Annotated in this window: 15 protein-coding genes; 8 read left to right on the top strand and 7 right to left on the bottom strand. The window is 61.7% G+C overall.

Annotated features, from left to right (window positions below; all coding sequences use genetic code 11):
• Window positions 1-77 precede the first annotated feature (77 nt).
• Window positions 78-443: a rhodanese-like domain-containing protein gene (locus tag ACK4FK_RS11860; RefSeq protein ID WP_409745167.1), complete on the bottom strand. Its 366-nt coding sequence runs from the start codon at window positions 441-443 to the stop codon at window positions 78-80.
• A gap of 137 nt (window positions 444-580) precedes the next feature.
• A complete protein-coding gene (locus ACK4FK_RS11865; RefSeq protein ID WP_409745168.1) occupies window positions 581-961 on the bottom strand; it encodes a c-type cytochrome in 381 nt (126 codons plus the stop codon).
• A gap of 214 nt (window positions 962-1,175) precedes the next feature.
• Here ACK4FK_RS11865 and ACK4FK_RS11870 point away from each other — a divergent pair, with 214 nt between their 5' ends.
• Window positions 1,176-1,913: a DUF6969 family protein gene (locus ACK4FK_RS11870; RefSeq protein WP_409745169.1), complete on the top strand. Its 738-nt coding sequence runs from the start codon at window positions 1,176-1,178 to the stop codon at window positions 1,911-1,913.
• On the opposite strand, the gene ACK4FK_RS11875 is transcribed toward ACK4FK_RS11870, so the two are convergent.
• On the bottom strand, window positions 1,910-3,046 hold the full coding sequence (locus ACK4FK_RS11875) for a TRAP transporter substrate-binding protein (RefSeq protein ID WP_409745170.1): 1,137 nt from the start codon (window positions 3,044-3,046) through the stop codon (window positions 1,910-1,912). The genes ACK4FK_RS11870 and ACK4FK_RS11875 overlap by 4 nt on opposite strands.
• A 182-nt stretch (window positions 3,047-3,228) precedes the next feature.
• On the opposite strand from ACK4FK_RS11875, the gene ACK4FK_RS11880 reads away from it, so the two are divergent.
• From ACK4FK_RS11880 to ACK4FK_RS11890, 3 genes are all read left to right on the top strand, one after another.
• Window positions 3,229-4,290: a TRAP transporter substrate-binding protein gene (locus ACK4FK_RS11880; protein ID WP_409745171.1), complete on the top strand. Its 1,062-nt coding sequence runs from the start codon at window positions 3,229-3,231 to the stop codon at window positions 4,288-4,290.
• Window positions 4,291-4,368: 78 nt separating this feature from the next.
• Window positions 4,369-4,896, top strand: coding sequence for a TRAP transporter small permease (locus ACK4FK_RS11885; RefSeq protein ID WP_409745172.1), 528 nt, complete (start codon window positions 4,369-4,371; stop codon window positions 4,894-4,896).
• On the top strand, window positions 4,893-6,191 hold the full coding sequence (locus ACK4FK_RS11890) for a TRAP transporter large permease (RefSeq protein WP_409745173.1): 1,299 nt from the start codon (window positions 4,893-4,895) through the stop codon (window positions 6,189-6,191). Before ACK4FK_RS11885 ends, ACK4FK_RS11890 begins: the two co-directional genes overlap by 4 nt.
• Here the strand turns inward: ACK4FK_RS11890 and otnI are convergent, their stop codons facing one another.
• Window positions 6,192-6,986 (bottom strand): 2-oxo-tetronate isomerase, encoded by a 795-nt coding sequence (gene otnI, locus ACK4FK_RS11895; protein WP_409745174.1) that lies wholly within the window; start codon window positions 6,984-6,986, stop codon window positions 6,192-6,194. It abuts the gene before it with no gap.
• A gap of 173 nt (window positions 6,987-7,159) precedes the next feature.
• Here otnI and ACK4FK_RS11900 point away from each other — a divergent pair, with 173 nt between their 5' ends.
• From ACK4FK_RS11900 to ACK4FK_RS11915, 4 genes are read left to right on the top strand one after another with little or no spacing between them, the layout of a single operon-like run.
• Window positions 7,160-8,275, top strand: a complete 1,116-nt coding sequence (locus ACK4FK_RS11900) for an ABC transporter permease (RefSeq protein WP_409745175.1) — start codon at window positions 7,160-7,162, stop codon at window positions 8,273-8,275.
• Between the two features lie 2 nt (window positions 8,276-8,277).
• On the top strand, window positions 8,278-9,075 hold the full coding sequence (locus ACK4FK_RS11905; protein WP_409745176.1) for an ABC transporter ATP-binding protein: 798 nt from the start codon (window positions 8,278-8,280) through the stop codon (window positions 9,073-9,075).
• Window positions 9,076-9,118: 43 nt separating this feature from the next.
• Window positions 9,119-10,072, top strand: coding sequence for an MlaD family protein (locus tag ACK4FK_RS11910; RefSeq protein ID WP_409745177.1), 954 nt, complete (start codon window positions 9,119-9,121; stop codon window positions 10,070-10,072).
• Window positions 10,069-10,710, top strand: a complete 642-nt coding sequence (locus ACK4FK_RS11915; protein ID WP_409745178.1) for an ABC-type transport auxiliary lipoprotein family protein — start codon at window positions 10,069-10,071, stop codon at window positions 10,708-10,710. Before ACK4FK_RS11910 ends, ACK4FK_RS11915 begins: the two co-directional genes overlap by 4 nt.
• Window positions 10,711-10,716: 6 nt before the next feature.
• On the opposite strand, the gene gpt is transcribed toward ACK4FK_RS11915, so the two are convergent.
• The 3 genes from gpt to boxB form a co-directional block, all read right to left on the bottom strand.
• Window positions 10,717-11,232: a xanthine phosphoribosyltransferase gene (gpt, locus tag ACK4FK_RS11920; RefSeq protein ID WP_409745179.1), complete on the bottom strand. Its 516-nt coding sequence runs from the start codon at window positions 11,230-11,232 to the stop codon at window positions 10,717-10,719.
• A gap of 21 nt (window positions 11,233-11,253) precedes the next feature.
• The gene (locus ACK4FK_RS11925; protein ID WP_409745180.1) at window positions 11,254-11,721 is read right to left on the bottom strand and encodes an acyl-CoA thioesterase; all 468 of its coding nucleotides are present in this window, start codon (window positions 11,719-11,721) and stop codon (window positions 11,254-11,256) included.
• A 123-nt stretch (window positions 11,722-11,844) separates the two neighbouring features.
• Window positions 11,845-13,257 carry a benzoyl-CoA 2,3-epoxidase subunit BoxB gene (boxB, locus tag ACK4FK_RS11930; RefSeq protein WP_409745181.1) on the bottom strand — a complete coding sequence of 471 codons (1,413 nt, stop codon included), beginning with the start codon at window positions 13,255-13,257 and terminating at the stop codon, window positions 11,845-11,847.
• Between the last annotated feature and the right edge of the window lie 11 nt (window positions 13,258-13,268).

The raw sequence follows: 13,268 nt of genomic DNA on the forward strand, positions 1-13,268 counted from the left end.
TTCCTCCATCTTCTGGAAACGACCTTAGCCAACGGCAGCGATGGGAAAAAGGGCGGGGCCGCGTTCAGGCCCTCAGTTCAGGCGGCCACGGCCTCGTCGGCCTCAACCGTCTCGCCGCCAGCAATCTTCCAGGCCAGCAGGCCGCCATCCAGATGCAGCAGGTCGGTCACGCCCTGCTCGGCTAGGCGAGCCAGGGCAACGGCTGATCGCTTGCCGGTCAGGCATTGCAGGACGCGACGCTTGCCCGGCGCCGCCGGCAATGCGGTGGCCTGCAGAGCCGACAGGGGCACCAGCACCGCCCCGGGAATGTACTCATCGGCATATTCGTCCGGTTCGCGCACGTCGATCAGCACAACCGCGTCAGTCGCCAGCCAGTCCAGTACTGTCTGGGCCGATACCGAGGTCGGGGGGGATTGCGCGGTCATGTCATTCGCGGTGGACATAGAATTATTATATGATCCTGTAATGTGAAATGCAAATTATATCGCAATAGGAAATGTAATATACATAATCCACATAATTATATGTTTAATAAGAAGCGACCTCCCTGTGAGGAGAGGCCGCTTGAAAAATCAGAGGATTACTTGGTTGCGTCCTTGAGATAAGCGATCAAATCGGCCACTTCGCTTTCCTTCTTGATCCCCGGGAAGACCATTTTGTTGCCGGGAATATAGCCCTTCGGGTCGGCGATATAGTCGGCGATGGTCTTCTCATCCCACACGATGGCCTTGGCCTTCATGGCATCGGAATATTTGAAGCCCTCGACGGTGCCGGATTTGCGGCCGAATACCTTGGCCAGGCTGGGACCAACGCCGTTCTTGCCAGCTTCCAGCTGATGGCAGGCACGGCATTTGGCAAACGCTTTCTTGCCGGCCTCAACATCACCGGAGGCCTGGGCGCCACTGGCAACGGTGAACGACACCGCCAGGGCGGCAAGGGCGGAAAAAACGACTCGCGACATCTCTTGGGGCTCCTCGCGTGGTTCCTTGTCGATCCGGGAACCTATACGCCCTTGCGGCGCGATGAAATCCCCGAAACCAGGTGGAAAATAGCATAGCGACTCGCTCTATCAACAGCGGCGCATTGCCGCATTTACCGCCGCTTAACAGCCCGCTGCGTAGTCTGCCGCGCCTGGACGAAAAAAACGTCCTCGCGGAGCGGGAGTTGGGTTGACGATGAACATGATGGCCAATCTGGGGCATGGTCGCCTGCAGGCGATGGTGACGGCCGGAAACGAGGTCCTGCGCATCCAGCAGGCGCTGGCCGCCAGGCGCAGCAACCTGGTGGCCGAGCTGCTGCGCGGGGAAGAGGATTTCTACGAACAACGGCATTATCCCGCTGGCGATGTCTTCGATCCGGAGACGGGCGCACAATATTACTATCATGCTCATCGCGATGATGGACGCGAGCACGGCCATTTCCACGTCTTTCAGAGGCCGCATCTGCTGCCGGAAAAATTCGAACCGGCGCGTTATGTGAAGTCGGGCGTGGGCCGTTGTTCGCCGAAGGAAAAGATCGGGCCGCATTGGCCGCGCGGCAATCGGGCGCTGGCGCATATCGTTGCCGTCGCGATGGATCATTATGGCCAGCCAATCCGGCTGTTCACCGTCAACCGCTGGGTTACCGATGAAACCTGGTATTCGGCACGCGACGTGATCGCCATGCTGGATCGCTTCGAATTGCGTCACGGCTGGCCAGTGCCGGACGTAAACCGCTGGCTGAATGGCCTGTTGCGCCTGTTCCAGCCGGAAATCGTTGAGCTGATCCGTCGCCGCGATGCGGCGGTGGAGGCCCGGGGACGTGCCAATCCTCGCGGTGATGCCCTGGAAGACCGCAGTCTGGAAGTAACCGCCTCGCTGGATATCTCGGTGGAGCGCAGGATGCGCCAGTTGCGCCGCTCACTGGCGGCTTAGGGCAGATAGCCGAGATTGCGCCATTCGGCATAGGCCTTGCGGAATCCATGGTAGGATTCCCAGACCTTCTGGAATTCCGGATTGGTGACGCTTTCTTCCTTCACCACCTTGATCCACGAGGCTTTCAGCGCATCCATGACGGGCTTCGGCAGGGTTCGGATCGCCACGCCGCGGGTCCGGATTTCCTGCAAGGCCTTCACCTGCTGCGCTTCGCCCTCGGCCAGGCTTTCGCGGACGGTGTCGCCGCATACGCTGGTGATCAAGCCGCGCTGGGCCTCGCTCAGGCCCTCCCAGACGCTCATGTTGATCAGCAGCGAGATCAGTGAGCTCTGCTGGTGCCAGCCGGGAAAATAGAAATTCTGCGCGGCCTTGTCGAAGCCGAAACGCAGATCGGTGGCGGGAAGCGAAAACTCCGCCGCATCGATATTGCCGCTTTGCAGCGCATAGAAGATGTCGCCGCCGCTTAATGGCACGATTTCCACACCGAGCTGACTGATCACCCGGGCGCCGATGCCCATAAAGCGCATGCGTAAACCCTTCAGGTCCTCGGCAGAGTTGATCTCGCGCCGGAACCAGCCGCCGGACTCAGGCGGCAGAATGGTACATACCACCGGTTTGATGTTGAACCGGGCAAAGCTCTCGTCCATCAACTGTTGCCCGCCGCCATATGACAGCCACGCCAGATATTCGCTGGCAGGCGGACCGAAAGGCACACTGGAAAACAGCCAGAAAGCCGAATCGCGCGCGGCGAAGAAATTGGCCGAAGACCATACCGCATCGATTTCGCCGTTCGAGACCTTGTCGAACAACTCGGCATTCGGGGCCAGCGTGTTGGGTTCGAACAGCTTGAACTCAAGCTTGCCATCCGAGGCGATGGCCAGTTTTTCCACCATCGAGCTTGCCATGGTACCGATCAGCGGAGCGGTCGAAGGCGCCGGACTGGCCAGCCTCAGTATGCTCGGATTGCCAGGCGGTTCAGTCACGGCGGGCGGCGTGATGCTGGCTGCAGGCTCCGGGTCTTTGATCGCGCGCGCCTCGGGCGCGTTGGCCGCACGCTGGAGCGATACGGCGCCTATGCCGATCAGAATGCCCAATACCAGTGCCAGGCCAGCTACGGTGACCAGACGCGCCATCAGAATTTCACTTTCTCCCACCGGCTCATTTGCATGCGGCTGGCATCTGCCGGGCGCCACCATAAGGGGCGGGTGGGCGGGCCGTCTATCGGTCCGGACCACTCGCTTGACTCTTAGTTTCGCTTGTAACTACCTTTTGGCTAGGTAAAAAACCGATAACAAATTCCTCGGGAGGAATTGCCGTGCGAAACAACCTTAAGGCCATACTGGCCCGGGCCACCTTTGCCGTCGCTTCCGGTGCCGTGCTGTTCCTTGCCGCTCCGGCTCAGCATGCTGCAGCGCAAGATATCGAACTGAAGCTCAGCCACTTCCTGCCGCCGGGCCACGGCATTCACCGCGACTGGCTTCAGCCCTGGGGCGAGGAACTGACCAGGCGCAGCAATGGCAAGGTCAAGGTAACCATCTTCCCGGCCGGTTCCGCCTTCGGCAACCCCGCGCGGCAACTCGAGCAGGCGGTCAGCGGCGTGGTCGACATCGCCCATGGCCTGCGGGGCGTGCCGGCCGGCCGCTTCAACCGCATGGGCATCATCGAATTCCCCTTCCTGGTGGAAACCTCCAATGCCGCCAGCCGCACGCTTTGGGAAATGTACCCCAAACACTTCGCCCAGGAATTCCCGGACAGCGTTAAAGTGCTGGCCCTGCATGCGCACAATGCCGGCCTGATCCACACGGGCTCCAAGCAGGTCAAGACGATGGACGACCTCAAGGGCCTGCGTATCCGCTCGCCTAGCCCGCAGATCAACGCCATGCTGCAGCAGTTGGGCGCCACGCCGGTCGGCCTACCGCCTGGCGAGGTGTATGAAAATCTGCAGCGCGGCGTAATTGACGGTGCGGTCTTCCCCTGGGATCCGATCAATTCCTTCCGTCTGTTCGAGGTGACCAAGTATCACCTCGATGCGCGCTCTTACACCGCCAGCTTCTATTTCGTGATGAACAAGCGCAAATACGATAGCCTGCCAGCCGACGTGAAGAAGGCCATCGACGACACTACCGGTGCGGCGCTGACCGAGAAGTTCGGTGACTGGTGGAACCAGTGGGATGCACCCGGGCTGGAAGCGGCCAACAGGAAAGGCAACGTGATGTCGTCGCTGAGCGAGGCGGAGCGTAACCGCTGGCGCGATGCCCTGAAGCCGACCACCGAGAAGCTGCTCACCGACCTGGAAGGGCAGGGCGTGAAGAATGCCCGCGACATTTATCGCGAGATGCAGCAGCGTATCGCCAAATATGAAGGCGGCAAGCGCTGAGGCCAAATAGCCGTGCGGCCCGTCAGACCGGTTGCGGCCGGCCTGGCGGGCCGCGGTTTTTTCTGATGGAATGAAGGTATGGTGCCGATCTTTCGTGCGGCTGAATGGAGTGCTGCCTGGGCCGCGCGTATCGGCGTCTTCTGCGCCCTGCTGGCTGGCCTTGTCACCTGCGCCGATGTCGTGATTCGCCATGCCGGCGGGCAGGGCATTCTCGGAACGGTGGACATCACCCAACTCATGATCATGGCCACCGCCTTTCTCACCATACCCTACGGCTTCATCGCCGATAGCCATGTTGCGGTTGATTTGGGCATCGAGCGGCTGCCATACCGGCTGCAGGTTTTCTGCCGCCTGTTGGCAGCCCTGTGCGGCGCATTGCTGATGTTGGCGATTGCCGGGTTTGGCTGGCAGCAATTCGACACCGTGGCACTGATGGGCGATAAATCGCAGACCATCGCGCTGCCGATGACCTGGTACTGGTATCCGCTGCTGGGGGGAGCAGCTTTTGCCGTTCTGATGGCGCTGGTGGTTGCACTGCGCCATCTGGTGACGCTGCTGACCGGCGACGATCCGTTATCTGCCGCGAAACAGGACGGCGCCACATGAGTCCAGCGCTAGCGGGTCTTCTGGGCTTCGGCGTCGTCTTGGTCCTGATGCTGCTGCGCGTGCCGGTCGCAGTGGCGATGGGATTGGTCGGTGCCATTGGATTTCTGTTGCTTCAGGGTTGGGACGGCCTTGCCTATGTGATGGGATCATCGCCGTTCGAGAGCGTGTTCCCCTACAGCCTCTCGGTGGTGCCGCTTTTCGTGATGATGGGCGTGTTCGCCACTTATGCCGGGTTATCGCGTCAGCTCTACGATGCCGCCTATGCCTTCCTCGGGCATTTCCGCGGGGGATTGGCGCTGGCCACCATCGGGGCCTGCGCCGCATTTGGCGCAATCTGCGGCTCGGCGATCGCGACGGCGGCCACCATGTGCCGCGTCGCATTGCCCGAGATGCGTCGACGCGGCTATGCCGACAGCCTGGCAACTGCCACGATTGCCGCCGGCGGTACGCTTGGCATCCTGATCCCGCCGTCAATCATTCTTCTGATTTATGCGCTGCTTACCGAGCAGTCGCTGGGTAAGCTTTATGTCGGCGCGCTGCTGCCCGGCCTGCTTGGTACAGGCCTGTACATGCTGGCCATTGCCGCAACGGTTCGACTCAATCCGGCCAGTGGCCCGGCAGGCGAGCGCATGGCCTGGTCGCAGCGCCTGCGGACCATGCGCAGCGTTTGGCCTGTATTTCTGTTGTTCGTGCTGGTGATCGGCGGGATGTTCGCCGGAATCTTTTCGCCCAACGAAGCGGCTTCGGTCGGCGCGGTCGGCGCTCTGATCTTTGCCCTTGCCGGGCGCACGATGGGCGTTTCCCGCTTCAAGGACTCGCTGCTGGAAACGGCATCGACCAGCGCGATGATATTTCTGATCCTGATCGGCGCCGGCCCGTTCAATTTCTTTCTCGAGGTCACAAGCGCGCCGCAACTGGTGGTGCAGTATATCCAGGCTCTGAATCTCAGTCCGGCGCTGTTCCTTGTGCTGCTCACGGCGTTCTATGTCGTGCTCGGTGCGTTGATGGACGATCTGGCGATGATGCTGCTGACCCTGCCTTTTGTATTTCCGGCAGTCCAGGCCCTGGGCATCGATCCGTTGTGGTTCGGCATCTACATGGTCACCATCGTCGAGATCGGCATGATTGTCCCGCCGGTTGGCATGAACCTGTTCGTCATTCAGGGGGTAGGGAAGGTCAGGTTGCAGGCCGTGACCCGCGGCATCCTGCCTTTCGTGCTTGCCGACCTTGTCCGCGTCGGCCTGCTGATCGGTTTCCCGCAGATCGTGCTATGGCTGCCAGGTTTAATGGACTGATCAGCGCCTTTTCGCCGCCACGCCATACTCCCTGATCCAGCCGAGCGAGGCCACCGTATCGCCTTCCGGGCGGTATTCGCAGCCGACCCAGCCATCGTAGCCCAGTGCATCGAGCCGTTGAAAGATATAGCGATAGTCGATCTCGCCATTCCCTGGTTCGCGGCGGTCGGGCGGATTGGCGATCTGAATATGGCCAATCCAGGGAATCTGGCGCTCCAGGCGCCGGGTAATGTCGCCGTGAATGATCTGTGCGTGGTAGATGTCGAACTGCAGGCGAAGGTTCGGGGCCCGCACCTCCTCGATCACCTTTTGCGCGAAATCGAAGTCGTTCAGGAAAAAACCGGGGATGTCGCGCCGGTTGATGGGCTCGATCAGCAGCAACAGGCCGGCGCTTGAAGCCTGCTCGGCGGCCCAGGCGAGGTTGTCCATATAGCAGGCTTCCAGAGCACGACGGTCGGCCCGGGCCGGTTCAATTCCCGCCACCACATGGATGCGCGGACAGTTGAGGGCGGCGGCATACTCGAAGGCCCTGGCCATAGCAGCGCGGAAGTCGCTGCGCCGGGCCGGGAGGGCGGCAAGGCCGCGTTCGCCGGCCCCCCAGTCGCCCGGCGGCGCGTTGAAAAGGGCCACCTGCAGGCCGGCATCCCGCATCGCTGCCGCAACGGCAGCCGGCGCATGGTCGTAAGGGAACATGAACTCCACCGCGGTGAATCCCTGTTCAGCGGCGGCGGGAAAGCGGTCGAGGAAGGGTATATCCTGGAACAGGAAGCTCAGGTTGGCGGCAAAGCGTGGCATGGCATTCCCCCGTCCGGTACCGTTCCGTGATGCCGGCCTGTCATCCGGCTTTCGCAGAGCATCGGTTTTCCGAGACTGTCATTTCTGCTAACAGTTGGGCAAGCCTTGTTCTTTTTTTCCTCCGAGGATCGATGGCTGGCGGCCGGTTGCAGACAGAGCGGGATGGGACGGCGTTGCTCCTGCGCCTGACTGGCGACTGGACGCTTGCCCATGCCTCCATTCTCCTGCAGGGGCTGGATGGGCTTGCCACTGCCGGTCTTGCCAGTAGCCATGTCACGGCCGGAGGCGCCCGGCGCGCCGTATTCGATACATCCAATCTGAACCGGCTGGATACCGCCGGTGCGATCCTGATGGTGCGGCTGCATCGCCAGTTGATGGATCAGGGCTTTGATATCGACTGGCCGCAGGCCCGCCGCGAACACCGGGCGCTGTTCGACTATGTGGTGGGGTCGGGCGATGCCGTCACGGTCTGGCCGCAATCGGGCAGTGGCCTGCTTGGCATCATTGCCTACCTTGGCTGGCTGACCCTGTTTTTCGTGCGCGAGGCACGCCGGTTTACCGCCTTCATCGGCGAAGTGACCGAAACCGCCGTGTTGACGACCATCCGGCCCGGGCGCATGCGTTTTACCTCCATGGTTCATCACATGGAGGAAACCGGCCTGAAGGCATTACCCATTGTCGGGCTGCTCTCCTTTCTGATTGGCATGGTCATGGCCTATCAGGGGGCCAGCCAGTTGCAGAAATTCGGCGCGGAAATCTTCGTTGTCGACCTGATCGGCATTTCGGTCCTGCGCGAGCTGGGTGTGCTGCTCACCGCGATACTGATCGCCGGCCGATCGGGCAGCGCCTTCACGGCGCAGATCGGCACCATGAAGGTGAATGAAGAAATAGCGGCGATGCGCACGCTTGGCCTCGACCCGGTGGTGGTGCTGGTCCTGCCGAGAATGTTTGCGCTGGTGCTGACGCTGCCGGTGCTGACCTTCTTCGCCAATCTCATGGGCCTGTGCGGTGGCGCGCTGATGGCCTGGAATGCGCTGGGAATCGATCCGGTACTGTTCTTCAGCCGGCTGAATGAGGTGATCGTGCCGCGTACATTCTTCGTCGGCATGGTGAAGGCGCCGGTCTTCGCCGCGCTGATCGCCCTGGTCGGCTGTTATGAAGGATTGCGGGTCAAACGCGACGCCGAGAGCGTCGGCCGCCTCACCACACGCTCGGTTGTGCAGTCGATCTTTCTGGTCATCCTGTTCGACGCTCTGTTCTCCATCCTGTTCAGCATTCTCAAGGTCTAGGCATGGCGACCAACGGGCAGGGCAGGGAGCGGGTGATCACGGTGCGCGGTCTGGTGAACCGGTTCGACGAGACCGTGATTCACCAGGATCTCGACCTGGACGTCTATCGCGGCGAAGTGCTGGGCGTGGTCGGAGGGTCGGGCACGGGTAAGTCGGTGTTGCTGCGCACGATTATCGGTCTGAACCAGGCCGCGGCGGGTAGCATCGACTTGCTCGGTACCGACATGATCAATGGCGACCCGGAAGACCTGCGCGCAGTGCGGCAGCGTTTCGGCGTCCTGTTTCAGGATGGCGCGCTGTTTTCCTCCCTGACCGTCGCCCAGAACATCCAGGTGCCGCTGAAGGAATTCTACGATCTGCCGGAGAGCCTGCTTGACGAGATCGTGGCGGCGAAACTGCACATGGTAGGCCTGTCTTCCGACGCGGCCGGCAAATACCCGGCCGAGCTTTCCGGCGGCATGCGCAAACGGGCCGGACTGGCCCGTGCATTGGCGCTGGACCCCGAGGTGGTGTTCTTTGACGAGCCGACCGCCGGGCTCGATCCCATCGGCGCGGCGGCCTTCGACCAACTGGTGCGTGACCTGCAGCAGGCGCTGGGCCTGACCGTGTTCATGGTCACCCATGATCTCGACTCGCTCTACGCGATCTGCGACCGTATAGCCGTGCTGGCCGAAAAGAAGGTCTTGGTGAGCGGATCGATGGAAACGATGCTACAGGACAAGCATCCCTGGGTTAGGGAGTATTTCCACGGGCCGCGCGCCCGGGCCGCTGCGATCACCGCAGCGCTGGACAAGAGGTGAAGCGATGGAAACGCGTGCGCATCATCTGCTGATCGGAAGCTTCATGCTGGTCTTCCTGACCGGCATCGTTGCCTTTGTGCTCTGGCTGGCGAAATCCGAGGTCGACCGCGAAGTCGCGCGTTACAATGTCTTCTTCACGGGGTCTGTGGCCGGACTGGGGCTGGGCGGCGACGTGCGCTTTAACGGCATCAAGGTCGGCAGCGTGTCGCAAATCAGCATTGATCGCGAGAATACCAGCCGGGTGCGCGTGACCGTGGAGGTGGACGCCGATACGCCGATCCGCGCCGATTCGGAGGCGACCCTGCAATTGCAGGGCATTACGGGCGTTTCCTTCGTACAGATATCGCCGGGCAGCCACGACGCTCAGATCCTGCCAGTGGTTGCTGGGCGAGATCCGACGAAATATCCGACTATCCGTTCCAGACCATCAGCCATCGAGGCCTTGGTGGAGGCGGCACCGGAGTTGTTCAACCGCGCGGCCAGGATTCTCAGCGATGAGAATTTGGAGAACCTGACCGGGTTTATCGCCAACCTGCGTGAAGTGTCGCAGACATTGGCGGCGCGTCAGGAATCGATCGGTCGTGCCATCGACAGTTTCAGCGCAACCAGCGGCGATATCGCCAAGGCGGCATCGGCAGCACGCGAAATTGCCGATAAGCTTGACCGTGTCATGAACGAAGCGGAATCGACGCTGAAGAGCGCCAACCGGATCCTGGAAGGGGATGCCGCCGTCGCCGCCGTCGATGCGCGTCAGGCCATGGCCCAGCTCAACAGGCTTCTGACCGATCTGAATGCCGTCATGGAAGAGAACCGTGCGCCGATCCATGCCATGACGACCGAAGGATTTGGCGAATTCCGCCGCCTGATGTCGGAAACGCGTATCCTGGTATCCAGTCTGGCGCGGGTGGCGCAGCGTCTGGAAGACGATCCAAGTTCTGTACTGTTCGGCAATCGCGATGCCGAATACCGCAGTGAAGGGGGAGGGCAGCGGCGATGAACACTATCACGAGACGCAGCATGATGCTGGCTGGCGCTGCACTGCCGCTATCGGCTGGACTGCTGTCGGGTTGCGGCGGCCTGATACCGCAGGCGCCGCCATCCAATCTCTACACGCTTTCACCCAAGACCATCTTTACCGACACGCTGCCGCGAGTGGACTGGCAGCTGGTGGTGGAGGAGCCTTTTGCCGCCGGCGGCCTGGATACCCACAAAATCGCCATTTTCACCAATCCTTACGAGGTGAAGTATTACGCCGAGGCACGCTGGAGCGAGCGCGCGCCGCGCATGGTGCAGACCTTGCTGGTGGAAAGCTTTGAGAATACCGGCAAGATCGTCGCGGTCGGCCGTCAGTCGGTCGGCCTGCGCTCGGATTTCAATATCAAGGGCGAACTGCGCGAATTCCAGGCCGAACTGAAGGATGGCAGCAGCCTGCCCGATGCCCATGTGTCGCTGCAGGTCAAACTGGTGGCGCAGCCGCGTCAGCAGATCGTGGCGGCGGCCACCTTCAGCCAGCGGGTGAAGGCCAAGAATGCGACGGTTCTGGGCGTGGTGGCGGCCTTCGACGAAGCCCTGGGTTACGTATTGCGCGAAACCGTGCAGTGGACGCTGATGACGGCGAAGAAGCCGGCGGCCTAGCTGCGTTCATACGCCGCTGCGCAGCTCCACGATCGGTTTGGACATCACGGCTTCCTGGTCCCAGGGGAACAGGATCCAAGTATCCTGGCTCACCTCGGTGATGAAGGTGTCCACCATCGGCCGGCCATTCGGCTTGGCATAGATGGTAGCGAAATGCGCCTTGGGCAGCAGGGCGCGCACCGCCTTGGCCGTGACACCGGTATCGACCAGATCATCCACGATCAGCCAGCCATCGCCCTGTTCAGCGAGCGCCGCCTCGGCGGTCTTGAGGATGTTCACCTTGGAACCGCGTTCTAGTTCGTTATAGGTGGAGCAGGAGATCGTCTCGATCATGCGCAGGTTCAACTCGCGCGCCACGATGGCGGCGGGGACAAGCCCGCCGCGGGTGATCGCTACGATGCCACGATAGCCGCCGCGCGCCTGGGCCGCATCCAGCAGGCGCCAGGCCAGGGCCTTGCAGTGACGGTGCAGTTCCTCCCACGAAACCGGGAAGAATTTGGTATAGCCATGGCCTTCGGTCATGATGGGGTCGCTCCGGTCTTCTCAGGCTTGTACCGGCATGGTTGCCTGACGGTAGGCTTCGATGGGGCTGCGGATGCGCTCCGGGATTTCCACCGATTTCAGGATCTTTTCATCCACGATGCAGGAGACATGGGTACAGGTGAAACAAACATCACCGGCGGCATTCCGCCCCTTGAACTCGTAGGTGATGGTGGCGCGGCTCAGCTTCTCGACCCGCAACTCGACGGTAAAAGGGTCACCGCCCTTCAGCGCACGCTGGAAATCCAGCTTGGTGCTGACCGTGGGCGAGCCAAGCCCCAGCTCCTTGTGCAGACGCAGGAAGCTGTAGCCGATGATGTCGCGCCAGAAGGCTTCCAGCGTCTCCATCACGTAATCGAGGAACTGGGTGGTATAGACCATGCCGGCCGGATCGCATTCACCCCACTGTACGATGCGGGGGCAGGAGAAGGGCCGGTCGGGGGCGAAGGCTTGGGCGGCGGAATCGGTCATAGCCGCGGATCATACGGAGGGCCGCGATGAAAAAAAAGCGCGGGCGGGCCAGGCCGGGCGGAAACGACTGGGGCGCCCGGCTGGGGGCCGGGCGCCCGTCTAGGAGGGGAGGATAACGCTTACTTACGCGCGGACATACTCGAAATCGACCGGCTGGTTGTTGATGCCGCGGGCCGGCGGGGCCACCCAGTTGGCGAACTTGCCGCGCTCTGTCACCGGGGTCATCAGGCTGATGACATATGTGCGGTCGGCCTCGGTCGGCAGCCATTCATGATGGCGGGCATCCCATTCGGCCTGGCTGATGATGCGGCCATTCGGATCGACGCGCAGTTCGGAGAACTGGCCGATCTGACGGTGGAAGGCGCGGTGCGGCAGCTTCAGCTCGAAATCGATGCCGTGCCGCTTGATGATCTGGTTCCAGCGCATCACGCCACGGGCGCAGTCGGCAACATAATCGTCGCGCAACCGTTCGTTCAGGGCGGTCAATGCGGCTTCATCCTTCTCGCGGAAGCTGTCGCCGTCGGCTTCCAGCACCTTGTACGCCGCATCGGTCAGCTTGTGATCATCGTTGATCCGCGTCTCGTCGAAGCGTCCCTTGATACCCATGGTGTAGTAGTTGGCGGCGTTGGTGGAGATTTCCGAGCCGAACAGGTCGATCGAGACGGAGAAGTGGAAGTTCAGGTATTTCTGGATCGTCGGCAGGTCGATCACGCCATGTTTGCGTACGTCGTCGGTCTTGAAATCCCGCATGACTTCGCAGGTGCGCTGGATCACGCGGCCAACGCCGGTCTCGCCCACGAACATGTGATGGGCTTCCTCGGTCAGCATGAAGCGGCAGGTACGCGAGAGCGGATCGAAGCCGCTTTCAGCCAACGAGGCGAGCTGGAACTTGCCGTCGCGGTCGGTGAAGAAGGTGAACATGTAGAAGCTGAGCCAGTCCGGTGTCTTCTCGTTGAAGGCGCCCAGGATGCGCGGCTTGTCGTCGTCGCCCGAGCGGCGCTGCAGCAGGGCCTCGGCTTCCTCGCGGCCGTCGCGGCCAAAATAGGCGTCCAGAAGATAGACCATTGCCCACAGATGGCGGCCTTCCTCGACATTCACCTGGAACAGGTTGCGCAGGTCATAAAGCGAGGGGCAGGTCTGGCCGAGCAGGCGTTGCTGCTCCACCGAGGCGGGTTCGGTATCGCCTTGCGTGACGATCAGGCGGCGCAGCACGCCACGGTATTCGCCGGGAACCTCCTGCCAGGCGGGTTCACCCTTGTGATCGCCAAAGTTCACCTTGCGCTCGGCTTCCGGTTCGGCAAGGAAAATGCCCCAGCGGTAATCGGGCATCTTAACATAGTCGAAATGCGCCCAGCCCTGGGCATCGACGCTGATGGCAGTGCGCAGGTAGGCCTCGCGGGCCTGGAAGCCCGCCGGGCCCATATCCTGCCACCAGTCGAGGAACTTCGGCTGCCACTCTTCAAGGGCGCGCTGCAGGCGACGATTGTCCGAGAGATTGACGTTGTTGGGAATGCGCGAATTGTAGTCGATTGGCATATTGCTTTCTC

It is taken from the genome of Ferrovibrio sp., assembly GCF_046297895.1.
Lineage (GTDB): Bacteria > Pseudomonadota > Alphaproteobacteria > Ferrovibrionales > Ferrovibrionaceae > Ferrovibrio.

Bases quoted from the DNA above. Each gene is read 5' to 3' on its own strand.
- ACK4FK_RS11885 (WP_409745172.1), top strand. From the start codon at position 4,369: ATGGTGCCGATCTTTCGTGCGGCTGAATGGAGTGCTGCCTGGGCCGCG.
- ACK4FK_RS11870 (WP_409745169.1), top strand. From the start codon at position 1,176: ATGAACATGATGGCCAATCTGGGGCATGGTCGCCTGCAGGCGATGGTG.
- ACK4FK_RS11890 (WP_409745173.1), top strand. From the start codon at position 4,893: ATGAGTCCAGCGCTAGCGGGTCTTCTGGGCTTCGGCGTCGTCTTGGTC.
- ACK4FK_RS11865 (WP_409745168.1), bottom strand. From the start codon at position 961: ATGTCGCGAGTCGTTTTTTCCGCCCTTGCCGCCCTGGCGGTGTCGTTC.
- ACK4FK_RS11910 (WP_409745177.1), top strand. From the start codon at position 9,119: ATGCTGGTCTTCCTGACCGGCATCGTTGCCTTTGTGCTCTGGCTGGCG.
- ACK4FK_RS11875 (WP_409745170.1), bottom strand. From the start codon at position 3,046: ATGGCGCGTCTGGTCACCGTAGCTGGCCTGGCACTGGTATTGGGCATT.
- gpt (WP_409745179.1), bottom strand. From the start codon at position 11,232: ATGACCGAAGGCCATGGCTATACCAAATTCTTCCCGGTTTCGTGGGAG.
- ACK4FK_RS11915 (WP_409745178.1), top strand. From the start codon at position 10,069: ATGAACACTATCACGAGACGCAGCATGATGCTGGCTGGCGCTGCACTG.
- ACK4FK_RS11925 (WP_409745180.1), bottom strand. From the start codon at position 11,721: ATGACCGATTCCGCCGCCCAAGCCTTCGCCCCCGACCGGCCCTTCTCC.
- otnI (WP_409745174.1), bottom strand. From the start codon at position 6,986: ATGCCACGCTTTGCCGCCAACCTGAGCTTCCTGTTCCAGGATATACCC.
- boxB (WP_409745181.1), bottom strand. From the start codon at position 13,257: ATGCCAATCGACTACAATTCGCGCATTCCCAACAACGTCAATCTCTCG.
- ACK4FK_RS11905 (WP_409745176.1), top strand. From the start codon at position 8,278: ATGGCGACCAACGGGCAGGGCAGGGAGCGGGTGATCACGGTGCGCGGT.
- ACK4FK_RS11860 (WP_409745167.1), bottom strand. From the start codon at position 443: ATGTCCACCGCGAATGACATGACCGCGCAATCCCCCCCGACCTCGGTA.